This window comes from Mesorhizobium sp. M0923, from assembly GCF_040319365.1.
Lineage (GTDB): Bacteria > Pseudomonadota > Alphaproteobacteria > Rhizobiales > Rhizobiaceae > Mesorhizobium.
In genome coordinates this window covers 52,203-71,972 of sequence record NZ_JAMYNW010000010.1, presented here as the reverse complement: position 1 = coordinate 71,972, position 19,770 = coordinate 52,203, and the positions used below count along the sequence as shown (strand labels likewise).

The 19,770-nt window shown below is 62.7% G+C and carries 19 protein-coding genes; 10 read left to right on the top strand and 9 right to left on the bottom strand.

The window, feature by feature from the left end:
- Positions 1-7: 7 nt before the first annotated feature.
- Genes NKH89_RS18485 through choX form a run of 3 tightly spaced genes read right to left on the bottom strand, consistent with a single transcriptional unit; the run spans position 8 to position 3,257 of the window.
- Positions 8-1,456 carry an amidase gene (locus NKH89_RS18485; RefSeq protein ID WP_352909483.1) on the bottom strand — a complete coding sequence of 483 codons (1,449 nt, stop codon included), beginning with the start codon at positions 1,454-1,456 and terminating at the stop codon, positions 8-10.
- An 8-nt stretch (positions 1,457-1,464) separates the two neighbouring features.
- Positions 1,465-2,325, bottom strand: a complete 861-nt coding sequence (locus tag NKH89_RS18480) for an alpha/beta fold hydrolase (protein ID WP_352831822.1) — start codon at positions 2,323-2,325, stop codon at positions 1,465-1,467.
- Entirely contained in the window at positions 2,322-3,257 is a 936-nt protein-coding gene (choX, locus tag NKH89_RS18475; protein WP_352909481.1) for a choline ABC transporter substrate-binding protein, read from the bottom strand. The genes NKH89_RS18480 and choX overlap by 4 nt, the downstream gene beginning before the upstream one ends.
- 86 nt (positions 3,258-3,343) lie before the next feature.
- Here choX and betI point away from each other — a divergent pair, with 86 nt between their 5' ends.
- The 5 genes from betI to NKH89_RS18450 all read left to right on the top strand — a co-directional run bounded on the left by betI (position 3,344) and on the right by NKH89_RS18450 (position 7,663).
- Positions 3,344-3,982 (top strand): choline-binding transcriptional repressor BetI, encoded by a 639-nt coding sequence (gene betI, locus NKH89_RS18470; RefSeq protein WP_352541621.1) that lies wholly within the window; start codon positions 3,344-3,346, stop codon positions 3,980-3,982.
- Positions 3,983-4,095: 113 nt separating this feature from the next.
- Positions 4,096-4,854, top strand: a complete 759-nt coding sequence (locus NKH89_RS18465) for an SDR family NAD(P)-dependent oxidoreductase (RefSeq protein WP_352831826.1) — start codon at positions 4,096-4,098, stop codon at positions 4,852-4,854.
- A gap of 264 nt (positions 4,855-5,118) precedes the next feature.
- On the top strand, positions 5,119-6,516 hold the full coding sequence (gene fumC, locus NKH89_RS18460; protein WP_352588580.1) for a class II fumarate hydratase: 1,398 nt from the start codon (positions 5,119-5,121) through the stop codon (positions 6,514-6,516).
- A 158-nt stretch (positions 6,517-6,674) separates the two neighbouring features.
- Entirely contained in the window at positions 6,675-7,109 is a 435-nt protein-coding gene (locus NKH89_RS18455) for a DoxX family protein (RefSeq protein ID WP_352501902.1), read from the top strand.
- A gap of 140 nt (positions 7,110-7,249) precedes the next feature.
- Complete coding sequence (locus NKH89_RS18450) at positions 7,250-7,663, top strand: DoxX family protein (RefSeq protein WP_352909478.1); 414 nt, start codon at positions 7,250-7,252, stop codon at positions 7,661-7,663.
- An 18-nt stretch (positions 7,664-7,681) separates the two neighbouring features.
- On the opposite strand, the gene NKH89_RS18445 is transcribed toward NKH89_RS18450, so the two are convergent.
- The 3 genes from NKH89_RS18445 to NKH89_RS18435 all read right to left on the bottom strand — a co-directional run bounded on the left by NKH89_RS18445 (position 7,682) and on the right by NKH89_RS18435 (position 12,102).
- Positions 7,682-8,305 carry a hypothetical protein gene (locus tag NKH89_RS18445; protein WP_352588586.1) on the bottom strand — a complete coding sequence of 208 codons (624 nt, stop codon included), beginning with the start codon at positions 8,303-8,305 and terminating at the stop codon, positions 7,682-7,684.
- Between the two features lie 63 nt (positions 8,306-8,368).
- Positions 8,369-9,901 (bottom strand): exopolyphosphatase, encoded by a 1,533-nt coding sequence (gene ppx / locus NKH89_RS18440; RefSeq protein WP_352588589.1) that lies wholly within the window; start codon positions 9,899-9,901, stop codon positions 8,369-8,371.
- Positions 9,901-12,102 (bottom strand): RNA degradosome polyphosphate kinase, encoded by a 2,202-nt coding sequence (locus NKH89_RS18435; protein WP_352495566.1) that lies wholly within the window; start codon positions 12,100-12,102, stop codon positions 9,901-9,903. Before NKH89_RS18435 ends, ppx begins: the two co-directional genes overlap by 1 nt.
- Positions 12,103-12,252: 150 nt before the next feature.
- Between NKH89_RS18435 and NKH89_RS18430 the strand changes: the two genes are divergently transcribed.
- Positions 12,253-12,498: a zinc-finger domain-containing protein gene (locus NKH89_RS18430; RefSeq protein WP_023722726.1), complete on the top strand. Its 246-nt coding sequence runs from the start codon at positions 12,253-12,255 to the stop codon at positions 12,496-12,498.
- Positions 12,499-12,517: 19 nt separating this feature from the next.
- Positions 12,518-13,723 carry an FAD-dependent monooxygenase gene (locus tag NKH89_RS18425; protein ID WP_352495567.1) on the top strand — a complete coding sequence of 402 codons (1,206 nt, stop codon included), beginning with the start codon at positions 12,518-12,520 and terminating at the stop codon, positions 13,721-13,723.
- Positions 13,724-13,917: 194 nt separating this feature from the next.
- Here NKH89_RS18425 and NKH89_RS18420 read toward each other — a convergent pair whose 3' ends face one another.
- Positions 13,918-14,589, bottom strand: a complete 672-nt coding sequence (locus NKH89_RS18420) for a TIGR02117 family protein (RefSeq protein ID WP_352495568.1) — start codon at positions 14,587-14,589, stop codon at positions 13,918-13,920.
- A 105-nt stretch (positions 14,590-14,694) separates the two neighbouring features.
- Here NKH89_RS18420 and NKH89_RS18415 point away from each other — a divergent pair, with 105 nt between their 5' ends.
- From NKH89_RS18415 to NKH89_RS18405, 3 genes are read left to right on the top strand one after another with little or no spacing between them, the layout of a single operon-like run.
- The gene (locus NKH89_RS18415) at positions 14,695-14,958 is read left to right on the top strand and encodes a metal-sensing transcriptional repressor (protein WP_023677629.1); all 264 of its coding nucleotides are present in this window, start codon (positions 14,695-14,697) and stop codon (positions 14,956-14,958) included.
- Positions 14,955-15,983 (top strand): cation diffusion facilitator family transporter, encoded by a 1,029-nt coding sequence (locus tag NKH89_RS18410; protein WP_502896905.1) that lies wholly within the window; start codon positions 14,955-14,957, stop codon positions 15,981-15,983. The genes NKH89_RS18415 and NKH89_RS18410 overlap by 4 nt, the downstream gene beginning before the upstream one ends.
- A 30-nt stretch (positions 15,984-16,013) precedes the next feature.
- Positions 16,014-16,727, top strand: a complete 714-nt coding sequence (locus NKH89_RS18405) for a HoxN/HupN/NixA family nickel/cobalt transporter (RefSeq protein WP_352481766.1) — start codon at positions 16,014-16,016, stop codon at positions 16,725-16,727.
- Positions 16,728-16,801: 74 nt separating this feature from the next.
- Here NKH89_RS18405 and NKH89_RS18400 read toward each other — a convergent pair whose 3' ends face one another.
- Both NKH89_RS18400 and NKH89_RS18395 read right to left on the bottom strand, forming a co-directional pair.
- Positions 16,802-18,721: a multicopper oxidase domain-containing protein gene (locus NKH89_RS18400; protein ID WP_352495569.1), complete on the bottom strand. Its 1,920-nt coding sequence runs from the start codon at positions 18,719-18,721 to the stop codon at positions 16,802-16,804.
- Positions 18,722-18,979: 258 nt separating this feature from the next.
- Entirely contained in the window at positions 18,980-19,729 is a 750-nt protein-coding gene (locus NKH89_RS18395; RefSeq protein WP_031194215.1) for an amino acid ABC transporter ATP-binding protein, read from the bottom strand.
- Between the last annotated feature and the right edge of the window lie 41 nt (positions 19,730-19,770).

Sequence of the window (19,770 nt, the reverse complement as noted above, 5' to 3'; positions counted from 1 at the left end):
TCCTGGTTCATGCCTGAAAGTGTCTGGCATGGATCGCCTGGTAACGCGCCGTCCATGCGGTTGCCTGCTCCAGGTCAAGGGAAACGCGCAGCAGACGGTGATCCTCGTTCTTGCGGCCAATGAGCTGGATGCCAATCGGCAGGCCGCCTTTCGACTGGAACAGCGGCAGGCTGGCGGCCGGTTGGCCGGTGACGTTGAAGATTTCTGTGAAAGGCGCAAAGCCGTAGGCCCGGCTCGCCCAAGCCTCGTAATCGAAGAGAGCACCATCGCCATGGATGGCGCCAAGCCGGGGCGTAGGCTCGGCCGTCGTCGGCGTGATGATCAGGTCGAACCCATCGAACGCCATCGCCATCGCCAGCGAAGCGCTGTGCACATGGTCCTGCGCCCTGAGATAATCGGCGGCCGAGGATCGCCGAAAACAGTCGAGCGCGTGACGAGTCAGGCTTTCGATTTCGCCGGCCCCCGGCATCCGCCCGATCTCGTCGGCGCGCTCGTCAACCAGCCGCGCGATCTCCGACATCCAGAAGATGCTCCAGTCCGCTTCGGCGCTGGCTTCCCGCGGGAAACGCGCCTCTGTGACCTCGTGCCCCATTTCCTCGAGGAGGATCATGGCTTCCTGGAATTTTGCCCCGATCTCGGACGCGACGGGCGTGCCGTCCGGCCGGTGCGCCAGGCACGCGACGCGCAGACGCTCGCCGGGCGAAGACAACCAATCCAGGTAGGACGGCACCGATTTGGACACGGAGTAAGGCGCTCCTTGTTCTGGACCGGCAGTCATGTCCAGCATGGCGGCGCTGTCGCGAACGGTGCGGGACAGGACGTTCTCGGCGTAGAGCCCGGCGTCGACCTGACCTCGACCAGGCCCGACAGGCGTGAGCCCGCGCGACGGCTTCATGCCGAACACGCCGCAACAGGCAGCCGGCACCCGGATCGATCCGCCGATATCGGAACCGTGGGCGACCGGCACCATGCCGCTCGCCACCGCGGCAGCAGCTCCGCCGCTTGAGCCGCCCGCCGTCAGCGAAGGATCCCAGGGGTTCGAGGTGGGGCCGCGAAAGCTGGGTTCGGTGACGAAGTCGTTGGCAAATTCAGGCGTGTTTGTCTTGCCCAGCAAGATCAGACCGGCGGCCCGCCAGCGCCGGACGATCTCGCTGTCGGGCTTCGGCGCGGCATCCTTGAAGTAGAGCGACGAGTGCGTCGTCGGCCACTCCCGTACATTGACGCCGGTGTCCTTGACCAGAAAAGGAATGCCGGCGAGTGCCGCCTGCCGGTTGCAGCTTGCCGCAACGGAAAGCGCCCGGTCCGCATCGATCAGCGTCACGGCATTGAGGGCGGGATTGACGCTTTCGATCGCTTCGATAGCCGCCTCGACGACCTCGACGGCGGATAATTCGCCCGAGCGAACATGCGCGGCCAGGGCGACGGCATCCAACGCCACGTATTCGGAAAGATTCATGACTGCTCTCAGCCCGGACTACCTGTCGCTTCGGCTGTCGGCTGGGGCCCAGCTTTGGTACCGAGCTTGAAATACCGGCCGATGGCTGCCGCGACCAATGCCGGATCCTCCCAGTGCGGGTTGTGTCCGCATCGCACCGCGCTCACGAACGCGGCGCTAGGGATTTCTTCGAGGAGCCGCCGTTGGTGCGTTTCGTCGAAGAGCAGGTCGTGCGCGCCAGCAATGACAAGCGCCGGCAGGCGCAGCATGCGCGCCTTGTCGGTCAGATCGATGCGCCGAACCTGCTCCAGGATTGCGCGCCAGAGTGCCGCCGGCATGGCTGACGCCTCCTCCGCAGTCATGGTCAGGAATTCCGCTGGAACCTCGGCCTCGCAGGCATGCCAATAGTCATAGAACGGATCGGCCGGCGATATCGGGTCTCGAAGCGCCCGCACACCAATGGTCATCGGGTGGTCCTCACCGATCTGCGGCCGTAGCGTTCCGGCCATCAGCACCAGGCCGCCGATCATCTCGGCGTAGCGTGCGGCTGCCTCGATCGCCACCATACTGCCCAGGGAATGCCCGACCAGAACCGGCCGCTCGAGCCGCAATCGCTCGATCAAACTCGCCACATCTTCCGCGAAATCCGCTGGGGCGAAGCCGCGTGTCCCGGCCAGCGAGGCGCCATGCCCGCGCAGGTCTGGAATGACAAGCCGGCGCCCGGCGAGATGCGGCGCCAGCAAGGAGAAGCTGCGGCTCGTGTCGGAGAAGCCGTGCACCAGCACCAGCGCGGGCTCCTGCCCGGCGATTTCGACGCAGGCCGTTTCAGTGCGGCCGGCACCGACCCTGCGCTTGCGGCCGTTCCAGCCCGCCTGATCGGCCGATATCACAGGCCGAGCTGCTGCTTGACTGCGTCGAGCGCGGGCTTGCCATCGAATGTGGTGACACCGGCAAGCCAGGCGCCGAGCCTATCCGGATTCTCCTTGAGGGCCTTCAGGCCGGCTTCCTCCGGCTTCATGCCGTCGTTGATGAGATAGCCCATGCCGAGATTTTCGAAATCGATATCGAAGGCGAGGTTCTTCAGCAACTGCCCGACATTCGGGCATTGCTGCAGATAGCCCTTGCGCACCTGCGTCGTCACCGTCGCGGCGCCGAAGTTCGGGCCGTAGAACTTGTCGCCGCCGCTCAGATATTTGAAGTCGTACATCGTGTTCATTGGATGCGGCGCCCAGCCCTGGAAGACGATGAAGCGCTTTTCCTTGATCTCGTAGCCGACCTCGGAAAGCATGCCGGCTTCACTCGATTCGACGACCTGCCAGCCATCGAGGCCGAGCGACTTATCGGCGATGGCGTCCATCATCAGCTGGTTCGAGCCCGGCTCGATGCCGTACATCCTCCTGCCGAATTTGTCGGCGAACTTTTGCAGGTCGGCAAAATCCTTGACGCCGGCCTCCCACACGTAACTCGGCACGGCAAAGGTGTATTTGGCGCCGACGAGATTGACGCGCACATCGTCTACCGAGCCGTCCTTCTTATAGGGCTCGTAGTAGGTGATCATCGCCGGATCCCAATAGCCAAGGAACACGTCCAAATCATTGTTCTTCAAGGATTCATAGATGACGTTGATGCCCAGAAGCGAGCTTGCCGGCTTGTAGCCGAGCGCATCGAGCAAGACGCTGGTGACGCCGGTGGTGAAGGCAAGGTCGTTCCATCCAGGCTCGGCCATGCGCACGACCTCGCATTGCTCAGGTTCAGCCGCAAAGGCCGGCCGGATCGCCAGCAGGACGCAGAGCGAGGCGCCCATTCCAAGGCTACGAAGCATTTCGGTTCTCCTCATTTCACCAACAGTGTTGACCGCCTGGTTTTTATATTGTCCCACTGGTCAATTCTTGATCTCGACGGACGAAAATGTCAACGTCGGTTTTCGATGCATGGATCCGGCCCGTGAAACTCAAGCGTCTCAGCGACATACGCCGCAAGGAGCTGCGGCAAGCCGCCTTTGCCGTGCTTCAGCGCGAAGGCATAGCTGGCGCCACCATAGAAAAAGTGGCGGCACAGGCCGGCGCGTCGAAAGGCATCGTGCTGCACTATTTCAACAGCAAGCGGGAGCTGTTCGAGCATGCCATGCGCGAATCGAACCTGGTGCTGCGGCATGCGGTGGTCGAGCGGCTGAGACAGGCGCGCACGCCAATGCAACGGATAGAGGCCATCATCGAAGGCAATTTCGAGCCGCATCTCTTCCAGCCGTCCCTCTGCCACGCCTGGCTTTCACTTTGCGCGGAGGTTCCGCGCGACGAAAAGCTTGCCCGCATCCAGAAGGTGATCCATGCGCGCATGCGCTCCAACCTGCTGTCCGGCCTGCGCGGTCTGGCGCCGGCACGCGATGCTGACGAGATCGCTTTCGGCGTCACCGCCCTGATCGACGGGCTGTGGTTGCGGCTTGGCCTGCAACCCGGCAGCGTCACGCGAGAACAGGCCATTCATCAGGTGAAGGATTTCGTCGCTACGCGGCTGGCTGTTCGGCGCGGTGCAGCGGCTGCCGAATAGACAGGCGCATCAGCCGAAAGTTCATATTGAAGGATAAGCCGGCGGCTTGACCACAATCGGCAACGGCGCTGCTCTCCTTTACCAGACAAGACGGCAATACGCGGGAGTGTTGGATGAGACTAGGCGGCAAACGGGCACTGGTCACCGGCGGCTCGGACGGGATCGGGCTGGCAATCGCCGAGGCTTTCTTGCGCGAAGGCGCGGACGTGCTGATCGTCGGCCGCGACGGCAAAAAACTCGACGCCGCCCGCAAGCAGCTCGGGGATAATGTCGACACGCTGTCGGCCGATTTGTCGGCCATTGCCGGCATCGATGCCGTGGTCGAGCATGCCAGGCGCGGCCCACCTGTCGATATCCTCGTCAATAATGCCGGCGTAGCGTTCCTTGTGCCGTTCGAGACCGTCAGCGAGGACCAGTTCCAGCAGTCATTCGCGCTCAACGTCACGGCGGTATTCTTTCTCACCCAACGGCTGTTGCCGCATCTCGCGCCGGGTGCGGCTTCGGTGATCAACATCTCGTCCTATTTCGCGCACAAGATGATCCCGAAGCGGCCGTCCAGCCTCTATTCGCTGTCGAAGGGCGCGCTCAATTCGCTGACCAAGTCGCTCGCCTTCGAGCTCGGGCCGCGCGGCATAAGGGTCAACGCGATCGCGCCCGGCACGGTCGACACAGCGATGCGGCGCAGGTCGATCGAAAACCTGCCTGAGGCCGCGCAAGCCGAGCTCAAGGCCTATGTCGAGCGCAGCTATCCGCTCGGCCGCATCGGCCGGACCAGCGACCTTGCCGGCATCGCGGTCTATCTCGCCAGCGACGAAGCGGCATGGACCAGCGGCGGAATCTTCGCCGTGGATGGAGGATACACGGCGGGGTAAGGTTGCGATCTCCCCCCTCGAGGGGGAGATGGCCGGCAGGCCAGAGGGGTCGTCTCGCGTGGAACACCAGCCTGTTCCGTCCGCTATGGGAGTTGCGTCAAGACCTGACCGCCCCCTTCTGTCGCCTTCGGCGACATCTCCCCCTCAAGTGGGGAGATTGCCAGCACCTTCAACCGATTTGCATTCCCGTCACCCGCAATCTCCGCTTGAAGGCATTTGTGCAACGCGATACGCCGTTTGCAAATTGCAAACCGGAGAGACTTCGTGAGCGCGCCAGAGACCAGAACCGAAACCGACACGTTCGGTCCCATCGAGGTCGCCGCCGACCGCTATTGGGGCGCGCAGGCGCAGCGTTCGCTTGCCAATTTCAAGATCGGCTGGGAGAAACAGCCGGCGTCGATCGTGCGGGCGCTGGGCATCGTCAAGCGGGCGGCAGCGGAGGCCAATATGGAGCTGAAGCGGCTCGATCCGGCGATCGGCAAGGCCATCATCGAGGCCTCGCAGGAGGTCATCGACGGCAAGCTGAACGAGCATTTCCCGCTGGTCGTCTGGCAGACAGGCTCAGGCACCCAGTCCAACATGAACGCCAATGAGGTGATTTCCAACCGGGCGATCGAGCTTTTGGGCGGCGTCATGGGATCGAAGAAGCCGGTGCATCCCAACGACCACGTCAACATGAGCCAGTCGTCGAACGACACCTATCCGACGGCCATGCACATCGCCTGCGCCGAGCGCATCACTCACGACCTGCTACCGGCGCTAAGACATTTGCATACGGCACTCGAGGCCAAGACCAGGGCTTTCGCCCACATCGTCAAGATCGGCCGCACCCACACCCAGGACGCGACGCCGCTGACGCTTGGCCAGGAATTCTCCGGCTACGCGGCGCAGGTCGCCTCGTCGGTCAAGCGCATCGAAATGACCCTGCCCGGCCTGCAGGAGCTGGCGCAGGGCGGCACCGCGGTCGGCACCGGCCTCAATGCGCCGGTCGGTTTTGCCGAAAAGGTGGCGGCGCGCATCGCCGCGATCACCGGCATCGATTTCGTCACCGCGCCGAACAAGTTCGAGGCGCTGGCCGCCCATGATTCCATGGTCTTCTCGCACGGCGCCATCAATGCCTGCGCGGCGGCGCTGTTCAAGATCGCCAACGACATCCGCCTGCTCGGCTCCGGCCCGCGTTCGGGCCTCGGCGAATTGTCGCTGCCGGAAAACGAACCGGGCTCCTCGATCATGCCAGGCAAGGTCAATCCGACCCAATGCGAGGCGATGACGCAGGTTTGCGTGCAGGTGTTCGGCAACAATGCGGCGATCAGCTTCGCCGGCAGTCAGGGCCATTTCGAGCTCAACGTATACAATCCGCTGATGGCCTATTGTTTCCTGCAATCGGTACAGCTGCTGGCCGACGCTTCCGTGTCGTTCACCGACAATTGCGTCGTCGGCATCGAGGCCCGCGAAGACAACATCAAGGCAGCACTCGACCGTTCGCTGATGCTGGTGACGGCGCTTGCGCCGACGATCGGCTACGACAACGCCGCCAAGATCGCCAAGGCGGCGCACAAGAACGGCACCACGCTGCGCCAGGAAGCGCTGGCCACCGGGCTGGTCAGCGAAGCCGATTATGAGCGGCTGGTGCGGCCGGAGGACATGACGCATCCAGGCTAGGGCGTTGATATCCTGGATCTCAACACCCATGTTGATCGCGAAAACGTTACCTTGGTGAACAATCCGTAACCAATCTGGCATCTTTGGTGAACAGTCGGCCTGCGCTAACTAGACGGGTATCCCAAGCCGTTTGGCCAAATCCTTCTGGAGAGTTACGCATGTCCACCAACACGTCCGCCAATACTTCGTTTGCCGGTTCCGGCACCGCCGCCGGCGCCTCGGGCACGATCCTGCTCGGCCGCATCCTGCTTTCGGTCATCTTCCTGCTTTCGGGTTTCGGCAAGCTGACGGCGATTGCCGGCACCGCCGGCTATTTCGGCAGCCTTGGCCTGCCGCTGCCGATGGTGACCGCCATTGTCGTCGGCCTTATCGAACTGCTTGGCGGCCTGGCCATCCTCGTCGGCTTCCAGACCCGGATCGTCGGCTGGGTAATGGCGATTTTCACCGTCGCCACCGCGCTGGTCGCCCACACCGGCTGGGCCGATCAGATGCAGATGATCAATTTCATGAAGAACCTCGGCATTGCCGGCGGCTTCCTCGTGCTCGCCTCCTCGGGCCCAGGCGCGTATTCGATCGACGCCAAGCGCGGCTGAAGCAGTCCAGCATTTCCTGAACAAAAGGGGCGCGGAATTTTCCGCGCCCCTTTTTCGTTGTCGTTTGTGCCTGTCGGTCCGCTGACCGGAATTCTGCTAGGATCGGGCTCTTGGCCACCCGGCCGACAACGGAGGTTACCATGCCCCGCAATGCGCTGCTTTTGCTTTCCCGACTGCTGTTCGCCGCACTGTTCGTGCCGTCCGGCTTCCACGCGCTGACCGACATTGCCGGCACGACCGGCTATTTCGCCGGCCTTGGCCTGCCGCTGCCGACGCTGGCTGCCTGGGGCACCGGGCTGTTCGAACTGATCGCCGGGCTGCTCATCCTCGTCGGCTTCAAGACGCCGATCGTGGCGCTGCTGCTCGCCGCCTTTTGCGTCGCGACAGCGTTCATCGGCCACTATGGCCAGGGCGGCGGCGATCCGACGCTGACCTTCATGCATTCGCAGATGCTGATGAAGGACATCGCGATATCAGGCGGTTTTCTGACGCTGGCGATGGCTGGCGCGGGTGCATGGTCGGCCGACGGCCGGATGGCTGCAGGGACTGGCTAAGCTGCCGCCCGGCTCGGCTCATTTGCTGTCGAGAAAGACGAACTCCGCAAGCCTGGTTATGTTTATGGGCTGAGAGAGGAAGCCCCCATGCCCCATTCGGCCGACGCTGATGGTCAGGCAAACCTGTCTGCTTTGTACCGCGATCGGCAACCATTCATATCCATATTGATCTGCCCCCTTGGGGGAGTAGCTCCGAAGATTGCTGTCAATCGCGACATACAGGTAGTTGCGCAGTTGGATCAGGCTTGCCCTCTTAACGTATGGCAACAGGTCGATTCGGCCCGCGACAGGCTCAAGAAAGTTGCCGAGGGGCTGATGAACGGACACGGTTCGATCGACAGCGCCAGGACAGAGATTAACGTCCGCATAAAACGTGTTCATCGAAATCGATCTTTGAAATTTGATCATTTCGTCGCTTATTCTAAATACAAAATAGTTTATCTTTTGCCCGCTTTTAGGTTTTAGAAAACCTGTGAGCAAATTGAACAGTGTTTTTCCGTCTGCGGCTTTTGGATAACTCTTGTCAAACTCAAACGCGCCTTTTGCAGCAACGGAAACCTTGGAAACCGTCTGAGCTCTGGCCGCGTCGAAAATCAACAATGGCAGGATGGAAAGCAGCAGCAGGATTTGACTGGATTTCACGATCTTCTCCCAAGCGTGGAGCTCGCAGCGAATTGCCACATGCAATTGGCGTCGTGCCTGAAACTACTTCACTGAAACGCTAGGCCCGCCCTCGACCGCCAGCACCAGCCGACGGTTGGTGACCCTTGCCAGTTGTGCCAGCCGGCCGGCGGGCCGCTCGCCGTAAAGATCGGCCAGCGCTGCCGGCAGCACCAGCGCCAGCACGCCATTGCCGCGGTTTTCCCATTTCAGTCGCGACATGACGCCGGGCATTGCCGCCGTCAGGAGATAGACGACGCGCAGCAGCGCCGCCAGCACGCGGGCCCGTTCGAGATAGCGCGGTGTCGCCAGTCCGCGGATTTCCGGAGCGGCTTCATTGAACACGCCCTCGTGGCGAAACAGGCTGACAAGCGCCAGGAAGGCGCGGCCGGGATGATCGACGCCGATGAAGGAGGCGTGGGCGATGATGTTGAGCGATTGCTTGCCGCGATATTCGGGATGGGCACGCCAGCCGATATCGGCGAGCAGGCAGGCGGCGTGGCGGTAGCGCGCCTCATCCCTGGTCTCGTCGATGCCGAAGGCGGCGAACGCCTTGCCGGTCCACTCGACAAGCTCATGCGCGTGGTCGACCGAGCGCGAGCGCAGGCGGGCAAGCTCTTCCGCCGCCGAGATCAGCGGATCGGCTTTCTGCTCGGCCTTGTCGAGCAGCGAATAGAGAAAGCCCTCGCGCACGCCCAGCGCCGACACGATGATCTTCGACGGCTGCATCGCCGCCATGATCTCCTGCAGCACGATGGCGCCATAGGGCAGCAGCGACCGGCGGTTCTTGGAGATGCCCTCGATGCCTTTGATCTTGTCGATCTCGGCCTTAGCAACCTGCCGGAGGAAGTTCGCGGCGCTTTCGATGCCGATCTCGTAATGGTGCATGACGCCTAGCGGGTAGTTGGTCATTTCCATGTGTAGCCGGGCGAGATTTCGCCAGGTGCCGCCGACCGTGTAGAACGCCCTGCCCTGCCCGCCCTTCAGCAATTTCGCCCGCGCCAGTTGCTCGCGCGTGATCTTTGCCGCCTGGGTCAGCGAGTTCTTCGCCATGTCCTGCAGGCGCAAGCCGCCCAACGGCAGGGTGATGCCGTCACCGATCGCCTCGCCGTCGATATCGATCAGTTCGAGGCTGCCGCCGCCAAGATCGCCGGCGATGCCGTTGGCCGGGTGGAAACCGGAGATGACGCCGAGCGCCGAATAATGGGCTTCCTCGCGGCCGCTCAGCACCTGGATCTCGGTCTTGAGTACATCCTCGGCGCGGTGGATGAAGTCGGGGCCGTTGACCGCCTCACGGGCGGCGGCGGTCGCCAACACATACATGCGCTCGGCGCCGGCCTGGTCGGAGAGCGCGCGGAAACGGCGGAACTCTTCCATCGAGCGCGTCACCGCCTCGGGATCGAGCTTTCCGGTCGAAACGATGCCGCGGCCGAGGCCGGCGAGCATCTTTTCGTTGAACAGCAAGGTCGGCGAGCGCGCCAGCCCTTCATAGATGACAAGACGGATCGAGTTCGACCCGATATCGATGATGGACAGCGGTCGGCGGTCCTGAAGCCGGCCCTGGGACGCTGAAATCATCAGCCCGTCGCTGCGTTCTGTTTCTTGCGGCGCTTGAACTGCGCGATGCGCTTGGGCGCATGCGACTTCAACGCATCGCCCCGTCCGGACAGGCTCGGATTGGTCATGAAATATTCCTGCGCGTTGAACGGTTCCTCGCCCTCCTCCAGCACAACGCGCCGGGAGGTTCCGTCAGCCAATACGTCGAAACTTTGCTGGTTGTCCATGATGTTGCCGAGCATGATCTGGCCGAGCACCTGTTCATGCACAGTTGGATTGGTGATCGGCACCATGGTCTCGACCCGGCGGTCGAGATTGCGCGGCATCAAATCGGCCGAGGAGATGTAGACGATCGCCCCGTCCGAGGGCAGGCCGTGGCCGTTGCCGAAGCAATAGATGCGGCTGTGCTCGAGGAAGCGGCCGACGATCGACTTCACCCTTATGTTCTCCGACAGGCCCGGCACCTGCGGTCTCAGGCAGCAGATGCCGCGCACGACGAGATCGATCTCGACGCCGGCGCGGCTGGCATCGTAGAGCGCATCGATGATGATCGGATCGACCAGCGCATTCATCTTCATCCAGATGCGAGCCGGCCTGCCATCCAGCGCGTGGCCGATCTCGTCCGAAATATGCTTGAGGATGCGGTTGCGCAGCGTGAACGGCGATATGGCCAGCCGCATCTGCTCGGCCGGCTCGGCATAGCCGGTGATGAAATTGAACAATTGCGCGACATCGCGCGCGATCGTCGGATCGGTGGTGAAGAAGGACAGGTCGGTGTAGATGCGCGCGGTGACCGGGTGGTAATTGCCGGTGCCGAGATGCACGTAATTGCGTAGCCTGCCATCCTCGCGCCGCACCACCAGCGACATTTTCGCGTGGGTCTTCAGCTCGAGAAAGCCGAAGACGACCTGGACTCCGGCGCGCTCGAGGTCGCGCGCCCAGCGGATGTTGGCCTCCTCGTCGAAGCGCGCCTTGAGCTCGACCAGCGCCGTCACCGACTTGCCGGCCTCGGCGGCGTCGACCAAAGCCCGCACGATCGGGCTGTCGTTGGAGGTGCGGTAGAGCGTCTGCTTGATCGCCACCACTTCCTGATCGGCCATCGCCTGGCGCAGGAACTGCACCACCACGTCGAAGGATTCGTAGGGGTGGTGGACGATGATGTCCTTCTCGCGGATGGCGGCAAAGCAATCGCCACCATGCTCGCGGATGCGCTCCGGGAAGCGCGGATTGTAGGGCGTGAACTTCAGATCGTCGCGAGCGACGGCGACGATCTCCGAGATCTGGCTAAGCGCCAGCGGCCCGGTAAGCACGCTGATGCGGCTGGCCGAGACGCCAAGCTCGCCGGCGACGAAGTCGCGCAATTCGGACGGCATCAGCCTGTCGAACTCGATCCGGATGACCGAGCCGCGGCGGCGACGCTTCAGCGCCGTCTCGAACAGCCGCACCAGATCTTCGGATTCTTCCTCGACCTCGATATCGCTGTCGCGGATGATGCGGAACGTGCCGGAGCCCTTGACCTCGTAGCCGGGGAACAGCTTGCCGATGTAGAGACTGACCGCCTCTTCGAGCGGAACGAAGCGGACGTGATGCTTGCGATCCGGCAAGCGGATGAAGCGCCTCAGCGCTACCGGCAGGCGCAAAAGCGCGCTCATTTCCTCGCCGTTCTTGCGGTGGCGCAATTGCAGCGCCATCGAGAAACCGAGATTGGGAATGAACGGAAACGGATGCGCTGGGTCGATCGACAGCGGCGTCAGGACCGGAAACACCTGCTCCTGGAAATGGTCCTCGAGCCAGGTCTTCTCGTCCTTGGTCAGCGCATCGCGGGTGATGCTCTCGATGCCTTCCTTGTTGAGCTGCAGCATCAGCGCCGAAAGGCTGTTCTGCTGGTCCTCCTGCAGGCGCTCGACCTCGCGCAACAGCTGTTCGAGCTGCTGCTCGGGGGTGCGCCCGTCCGGGCTCTTCAGCACGATGCCCTCGCGCACCTGGCCGGCAAGACCGGCGACGCGGACCATGAAGAACTCGTCGAGATTGGCCGCCGATATCGACAGGAAGCGAACGCGCTCGAGCAGCGGATGATTGGCGTTCAGCGATTCCTCGAGCACGCGCCGATTGAATTGCAGCCAGGAAAACTCGCGGTTGACGAAGCGGTCAGGATTGCCGCCTTCGCGGCTCGCAGCCTCGATGGTGATGAATTCGTTCTGGACCGGCTTCAGTTCGTTCATAGTTCCTGCTCTTCTCACACCCGTCCGCGGATTACGGTGTTAACCGGCTTAACTTATCCTCTGACAGGCTTTTGCGACAGTTTCATTTCATCGATCTTGCAAAGAGACGGGTTATGATCCAGATGCAATCGACAAGATCAGGAGACGACGATGGCAGGCGGTTCCATTCCCCATTTCCAGAACGATGCGGGCTATCCGGCAATCGACATCGGCGTCAAGGAATTCATGTGCACCGGCGCCAATCCGCCTTTCGACCATCCGCATGTATTTCTCGACATGGGCGACGACAATGAAAAGGTCTGCCCCTACTGCTCGACGCTCTATCGCTATTCGCCGAAGCTGAAGGCATTGGAAACGGTGCCGCCGGGCTGCCTTTATATCGACCAGGCCGCCTGATTCTCCTGCGACAAGCCTGATGCAGGAAACGCAGTCCCGGCAGGTCGTCATCGCCGGGGCGGGCGTTGCCGGGCTGACCGCGGCACTGGCCTTCGCCGAGCGCGGCTATCGGATAAAACTGTTCGAACAGGCGCAGCACCTCGAGGCTGCCGGCGCCGGCATCCAGTTGTCGCCCAACGCGACACGCATTCTTCGACAACTCGGCGTACTCGATCGGCTGCTGCCGACGGCGGTGCGGCCGGAGGCGGTTGTGCTCAAGGATGCCGCCACGCTGGGCGAGCTGGCGCGCGTACCGCTTGGCCCGGCCGCCGAAACGCGCTGGGGGGCACCCTATCTCGTCGCCCACCGCGCCGATCTGCAGTCAGCGCTGATGCAGCGGGTTTCGGAGCAGCCCGGGATCGAACTGGTCGCTGGCGCGCGGGTGACCGACATCGCAGCCGGACCGAAAGCTGTTGCCGTCACTGCATCGGCTGATGGCGAAACGGTCGAGGCTGGCTGTCTGCTGATCGGCGCGGATGGCGTCTGGTCGTCGGTGCGAGAACAACTGGCCCGCAAAGCGGCCGAATTCGGTAGTAGCCGGTTTTCAGGTGAGCTGGCGTGGCGCGCCACCGTCGGTGCCGACAGCCCTGCTGGCCAAGCCTTTGCAGCGATCGGTGCGCCCGATTGCGTTACCGCATTCCTCTATCCCGGCTTCCATATGGTCGCCTATCCGGTCAGCCGTGGCACTGCCTTCAACCTCGCCGCCTTCACCAGGGGCGAGCGCATCGCCGAGGGCTGGTCGGGGCATGCCAACCCCGCCATCCTCGTCAGCGCCATGCGCGGTACCGCGCCGGCGCTGGTCCGTCTGGCGAGCGAGGCGGCGCCGTGGACGGCATGGCCGATCCACACCGTCGAGCAGCGGCGGTGGACGACACCGGAAGGCGTCGCGCTGATCGGCGATGCGGCGCATGCGATGACGCCCTTTGCCGCACAGGGCGCGGCGATGGCGATCGAGGACGCGGCGACGCTTGCCGGCTTCGTTGCCACCTCGCCTGCCGATCTCAGCGGCGCGCTTGCCGCTTGGGAACAGGCGCGGCGGCCGCGCGTCGCCCAGGTCGCCCGCCGCGGCGCGGTCAACCGCCTCGCCTGGCACGCGGCCGGGCCGGTGGCGATGGCCCGCAACCTGTTCCTGGCGATGCGCTCACCCGAAAAGCTCGCCGCCGATCTTGATTGGCTTTATGGCTAGCGGGCGCGCGAGTCTGGGGATCGGCGATAAAAAGCTCGATAGGCCGGCGGGACAGCGCCCCCCTCTGTCCTGCCGGACATCTCCCCCACAAGGAGGGAGATTGGCAGTTTCGGCGCCTTGCTAGGTCCTGCAACGTTAGAGATTGGCGAAAGGAGGGCTCGAAGGATCGCGGCGTTGATCAGCCGGAACCCTCTTCAATTGTGAAGCCGCATCGACAGGCCGAGCGAGGCTGGCAGCGGGTTCCACCAGCCGGTGCGCAGCCCGGCCGTGCGCAGTGCCGCCGCCGTCCAGGTGTTGCAGCCGATCAGCGCGTTGAAATGGCCATTGGCTTCGAAGAAACGATCGAAGCGGGAATAGGCCGCATTCTCGATCGGAATGGCCCCGTTCGGCCCCCGCTGGAAGCTTGCTGCAATGAAATCGAGCAGCGCCGCAAAGCGTTCCTCACTTACGTCGAAGCCGGCGACGTCGGGATGCGGCTCGGCGATTTCGCCTGAAATGTCGACATGCATCACCGAAGCATCGACGGTCAGCGCCTTCATCACCGGCACTGCCTTCAGTTCCGACCAGGTCGGCGTCTCGAGATAGAAGGCGCGGCCTCCCCAGCCGAAGACGATGTAGCGGACCTCCGCCATGTCGGCCGGAATGCCGGCATCGACCAGGAAGTGGAAGCGCCGGCGCACGTCGTCGTCGACCGGGATGGCGATGTCGGTGTGGATCGGGTTTTTCAGCACCAGGATGCGGTGGCTTGCGCCGATCGGATCGGCAGCGGCCGCCGGCCAGAGCGGGCGCGGCAGCAGCGTGCCCAGCGCCACCGCAAGGACTGCTGTAACGACCAGCAGGCCAAGAAAACGGGCAAGCTTCTTCATGGGGAAGGCATAGACCAAGCAATGTTCAAGGTGAAGCCTCTCCGGAAATTGCACAGCTGACTTAGAGCTTGACCCGTATCCTCCCCGGGAGGATATGCTGGAGGCATGTCAGATCACCTCCACGCCTCACATCCTTCCATCGTAAAGCGCCTGAAGCGCGCGCAAGGCCACCTTGCGGCGGTGCTGGCCATGATCGAGGCGCATCGCCCTTGCGTTGATCTGGCGCAGCAGCTTCATGCCGTCGAAAGGGCCATCAGCAGCGCCAAGCGCGAGCTGATCAACGATCACATCGAGCATTGCCTCACGGACAGCGTGGAAACCGGCGGCAACTCGCTGGCGGAACTCAAGCAGCTGGCGAAGTATCTATGAATGCCATCGTAGCCCGCATTCTGGACTGGCTCGGGTTCGGCTCGCACGCCGCACATCATCACGGCGATCACGGTTCGCACGGTCACACCCACGGCGTCATCGATGCGACAATTGCTACCACCGACCGGGGCATCTGGGCAATCAAATGGTCGTTCGTAATCCTGGCCATCACCGCGGCGTTGCAGATGGTCGTGGTTGTGCTGTCGGGGAGCGTGGCATTGCTGGCCGACACGATCCATAACATCGGCGATGCGACAACGGCGATCCCGCTATGGATTGCGTTCGTGCTGGCGCGGCGCAAGCCGTCGCGGACCTTTACCTATGGCTTGGGCCGGGTCGAGGATCTGGCCGGCATCATCATCGTGCTCATCATCCTGTTCAGCGCTGTTGTCGCCGCCTACCAAGCCATCGACAGGCTGATCAATCCACAAGTAGTGACACACCTCGGCTGGCTGACGGCGGCGGGCATTGTCGGCTTCCTCGGCAACGGGGCGGTTGCCGTGTTCCGTATCCGCGTCGGCCGCGAAATCAACAGCGCGGCACTCATTGCCGACGGCTACCACGCCCGCACCGACGGACTTACCAGCCTTGCCGTGGTCATCGGAGCCATCGGCGTCTGGCTCGGCTTTTCCTTGGCCGACCCGATCGTCGGCCTGCTGATCACGATTGCGATCTTCGGTATCGTGTGGCAATCGGCCCGTTCGGTGCTGACCCGCATGCTGGACGGAATCGAACCCGGTGTGATGGATGAAATCCGACATGCCGCCGAGCATGTTGCGGGCGCGCATATTGTCGATGCTAAGGCGCGCTGGGTCGGTCATAGATTGCACGCCGACATCGCAATTGCCGCGGACGAAACCTTACCGCTGTCGGCGGCGAACAAGATCGCGGCAGCGCTGAAAGACGAACTGTCCCAGCATATGCCAGCCCTGGCTGAGGCGAATGTCCGGTTTTCAACGGAACGTGGAGAGAACGACCATCCGCACCCTCACGAGCACACGCATGACCACGGCCACATGCACTGACGCTCGCCGATTTTCTGCTAGTCTCGTCCGATGTTCCAGACGCTCGTCGAATTTCAGCGCACGATCTATCTGACGCTCGGCGAGCAGATCAAGCTGCTTGCGGCCGGAGGCAATTGGCTGGCATTCATGGCCTTCCTGCCGATGGGCGTCGTGTTCGGGGCTGCCCATGCGCTGACGCCGGGTCATAGCAAGGCGGTCCTGGCGACCTATCTTGCCGGTTCGGATGCGAAGGTCTCGCGCGGCCTGCTCGTGTCTATCACGCTATCGTTCACGCATGTGACGATTGCCGTTCTGATTGCGGCTCTCTCGCTGCCACTGGTCTCCATAGCATTGGGCAGCGTTGGCCGCGCTCCGCTCCTGGAGCATATCAGTCGTGGGCTGCTCGGCCTCATTGGCGTCTGGATGCTCTGGCGCGCTTTGAGCCACAGCCATCACCACAGGCACGAAGGCGAGGCTGTCGGCGTGATGGCAGGCCTGATCCCCTGCCCGCTGACGCTTTTCGCGATGACTTTCGCGATCTCCAGGGGTGTTCCGGCAGCGGGCGTCCTGTTTGCCATCACCGTGATGGTCGGCGTGGCGCTGACGCTGTCCTGCGTCGCGGTATTGTCGATCGTGTTTCGGGAACGGCTTGTACAGTTTTTCGCGCGCCAGCCACGGCTGTTCGAAACCATCTCCCGGGCCATCGAGGGCGCTGCCGGTCTCGCCCTTGCCGGCGTCGCTGTCTGGCAGATCACATCAGCTTAAGAGAAAACATGGTTTCAGCCACTGCATGGCGTCCGGGCCGGTGCAGCGGTTGGAACGAGCCAAGCCGACGCCGGTCATGTCACATCGATCACGACCATCAGCCCGCCGCCGCCCTTCTCCTCGACATTGTTGTTCGTGGTGTGATGCGGGATGTGGCAATGGATCAGCCATTTGCCCGGACGCTGCGCCTTCCAGATCACGTCGTAGCGCTGACCCGGCCCGACATTGACCGTATCGGCAAGGAAACGACCCGAGGCAGGGATCGTCTCGCCGTCGCGGGCAACGACCTCGAACGGTCCGCCATGGATATGCATCGGATGGATGAAGCCGTTATTGGTGCCGATGAACCGCACCTTGAGCGTCTCGCCGACCTTCATCGGGATCGTCTCGGTCGAGGGATAGGCCTTGCCGTTGATGGTGAAGAAATTCGGCATGCCGCCGTCCATCGGCATCGACGGGTACGTCAGCCCTTCCCGCACCAGCCATTCCTGAAGCTCGATGACGTAATCATGGTCGGCCGCGACCTCATCGGCGGGATTGGCGGGATCGATGATCAGCGCACCGTAGAGGCCGAGCGCCTGGGTCCGGTCCGGCTTGGCGTGGGGGTGGTAGAAATAGGTTCCGTGCTGGGTTGCGGTGAATTCGTATGAATAGGATTGGCCGGGCTCGATCGGCGCCTGCGTGATTTCGGCTGGCCCATCCATCTGGTTCGGCAGGATCAGGCCATGCCAATGCACCGTCGTTTCCTCAGGCAGGCCGTTGGTGACGTTGATCCTGATCCGGTCGCCCTGGCGAATATGAATTCGCGGGCCGGGAATCTGGCCATTATAGGCATAGGCGTCGACCGCAACGTTAGGCAGGATTTGCCAGCGGACCACCGAAGGCCTGAGCTCGAACACCTTGATGCCGTTCTCCATTCGAAAAGGCAGGTCCTGGTCACCCTTTGCCGTCAGATCATAAGAGGCGGCCACAAGGCGAGGATCGGTGGCGGCCATGTCGCGCATCGCGTCGGCCGGCGTGTCGCGGTCCATGATCATGCCTTGCGGCATGATCACCCCGCCGACATCGCGCGCCGACAAGGTTAGGTTCAGCCAGTTCGCCGGCGCGATCATGCCGATGGCGAGGGCCAGCAGGGAGACCATGCTGAGGGCGGCGACTTGCGGGGTCGTGGCATCCGTCTCCATGTGATGACCGGCGCCGCCTTTGCCTTTGTGGGAAGCCATATCGTGGTGCTGCCTGTGATGGCCGCTGGCGTCGGCCTGCTGCATTTGCATCTGCGCGTGTTGCCTCGTGGCAGGCTGCTGCCGACCATTGATGCCGGCTGCCTGCGCGCGCTGCGTCATCAACCCGTGCTTCAGCCCCCGGGCGACCAGCCAGACGTTGGCCGGGTAGGCAAGCGCAAAACCGGCGATGACGCCGATCGACATCACGCCCCAGAATAAGAGCTCCGTCGGTTCCATTGCGCGCATGTCGCGGCCCATCATCAGAAAACTCATGACCGGCGCCATGCCGGCCATCATGAAGTTCATCGAGATGAATTCGGGCAGGAAGCTCTTGCGCACGTTCTCCCAATAGGTGCCGCCCATCATCGATTTCATGAACAGCGACTGGAAGATGAACAGGCCGAAGGCAAAGCCGGCGAGATATTCGACGATCAGGTCGATCCACATCGGCAGGCCGAGCGCCGCCGTGACGGCGGCGGCAAGAATGATGCCGGTGGCATCGCCGGCGACGCAGTGGATGGTGGAGCCGACGCCCTGCTTCCAGAGCGGCTGAGTGAAGAGTTCATGCTCGCCCGGCCGGGGCTCCTTGTCGGCGAGCACGTAGAGTAGCAGGCCGAGCGGACCCATGTAGAGGGTAACCAGGATGAAGCCCCATTTCATCACCACCGGCTCGGGGTTGTTGCGATATTGGTCGAAGCCGACATAAAGCGTCGAAGCCAGCGCCAGCGCGAACCAGACGACGAGGAAATAGTCGATCGGTTGGATGAGCATCAGGATGAGCCCTTAACCTGCCGCCGCACGCGCCCACGCGGCTTGTTATACAACTCCTAATGGCAATGAACGCAGCCGGCGCGCTTATGATCCGTGCCGGCCTTAGTTACCAGGTTGCAAGGTGACCACTCGAGCGGCCTGAAGCACGCTTGCTATCTTCTCGCGCCGCGCACGGTCAGCGCTCGTCGAATACGCGTAAGGCCCTGAGCAAGGCAGCGAGCCCGGTCCGCCGGCCTTGTCACGAACCGGCGTACAGGATCAGTGCAGGATCTGCGACAGGAACAGTTTCGTGCGTTCGTGGCGCGGGTGGTCGAAGAACTCGGCCGGCGTGTTCTGCTCGACGATCTGGCCTTGGTCCATGAAGATCACCCGGTTGGCGACTTTGCGCGCAAAGCCCATTTCATGGGTGACGCAGAGCATGGTCATGCCTTCCTCGGCCAGCCCGACCATCGTCTCCAGCACTTCCTTGATCATTTCCGGGTCGAGCGCCGAGGTCGGCTCGTCGAACAGCATGATACGCGGGTTCATGCACAGCGAGCGGGCGATCGCCACGCGCTGTTGCTGGCCGCCGGAAAGCTGACCGGGATATTTGTTGGCCTGTTCCGGGATCTTGACGCGCGTGAGGAAATGCATGGCGATTTCCTCGGCCTGCTTCCGCGGCATCTTGCGCACCCAGATCGGCGCCAGCGTGCAATTCTCGAGGATGGTCAGATGCGGAAACAGGTTGAAGTGCTGGAACACCATGCCGACTTCGCGGCGCACCTCGTCGATCTTCTTCAGATCGTTGGTCAGTTCCTTGCCGTCGACTATGATCTTGCCCTTCTGGTGTTCCTCCAGCCGGTTGATGCAGCGGATCATCGTCGATTTGCCGGAGCCCGACGGGCCGCAGATGACGATGCGCTCGCCGCGCATCACCTTCAGATTGATGTCTTTCAGCACATGGAATTCGCCGTACCATTTGTGCATGGCGATGATGTCGATGGCGACATCGGTGGTGGAAATATGCATCTTGGCGGCATTGACCTTGATCTCTTCCGCGCTGACGGCGT

What these genes read in the sequence shown, in the direction of transcription:
- NKH89_RS18405 (WP_352481766.1), top strand. Translation starts at nt 16,014, where the DNA reads ATGTTCCAGACGCTCGTCGAATTTCAGCGCACGATCTATCTGACGCTC.
- NKH89_RS18450 (WP_352909478.1), top strand. Translation starts at nt 7,250, where the DNA reads ATGCCCCGCAATGCGCTGCTTTTGCTTTCCCGACTGCTGTTCGCCGCA.
- NKH89_RS18425 (WP_352495567.1), top strand. Translation starts at nt 12,518, where the DNA reads ATGCAGGAAACGCAGTCCCGGCAGGTCGTCATCGCCGGGGCGGGCGTT.
- ppx (WP_352588589.1), bottom strand. Translation starts at nt 9,901, where the DNA reads ATGATTTCAGCGTCCCAGGGCCGGCTTCAGGACCGCCGACCGCTGTCC.
- NKH89_RS18415 (WP_023677629.1), top strand. Translation starts at nt 14,695, where the DNA reads ATGTCAGATCACCTCCACGCCTCACATCCTTCCATCGTAAAGCGCCTG.
- NKH89_RS18420 (WP_352495568.1), bottom strand. Translation starts at nt 14,589, where the DNA reads ATGAAGAAGCTTGCCCGTTTTCTTGGCCTGCTGGTCGTTACAGCAGTC.
- NKH89_RS18465 (WP_352831826.1), top strand. Translation starts at nt 4,096, where the DNA reads ATGAGACTAGGCGGCAAACGGGCACTGGTCACCGGCGGCTCGGACGGG.
- choX (WP_352909481.1), bottom strand. Translation starts at nt 3,257, where the DNA reads ATGCTTCGTAGCCTTGGAATGGGCGCCTCGCTCTGCGTCCTGCTGGCG.
- betI (WP_352541621.1), top strand. Translation starts at nt 3,344, where the DNA reads ATGTCAACGTCGGTTTTCGATGCATGGATCCGGCCCGTGAAACTCAAG.
- NKH89_RS18400 (WP_352495569.1), bottom strand. Translation starts at nt 18,721, where the DNA reads ATGCTCATCCAACCGATCGACTATTTCCTCGTCGTCTGGTTCGCGCTG.
- NKH89_RS18430 (WP_023722726.1), top strand. Translation starts at nt 12,253, where the DNA reads ATGGCAGGCGGTTCCATTCCCCATTTCCAGAACGATGCGGGCTATCCG.
- NKH89_RS18395 (WP_031194215.1), bottom strand. Translation starts at nt 19,729, where the DNA reads ATGCATATTTCCACCACCGATGTCGCCATCGACATCATCGCCATGCAC.
- NKH89_RS18455 (WP_352501902.1), top strand. Translation starts at nt 6,675, where the DNA reads ATGTCCACCAACACGTCCGCCAATACTTCGTTTGCCGGTTCCGGCACC.
- NKH89_RS18410 (WP_502896905.1), top strand. Translation starts at nt 14,955, where the DNA reads ATGAATGCCATCGTAGCCCGCATTCTGGACTGGCTCGGGTTCGGCTCG.
- NKH89_RS18485 (WP_352909483.1), bottom strand. Translation starts at nt 1,456, where the DNA reads ATGAATCTTTCCGAATACGTGGCGTTGGATGCCGTCGCCCTGGCCGCG.
- NKH89_RS18435 (WP_352495566.1), bottom strand. Translation starts at nt 12,102, where the DNA reads ATGAACGAACTGAAGCCGGTCCAGAACGAATTCATCACCATCGAGGCT.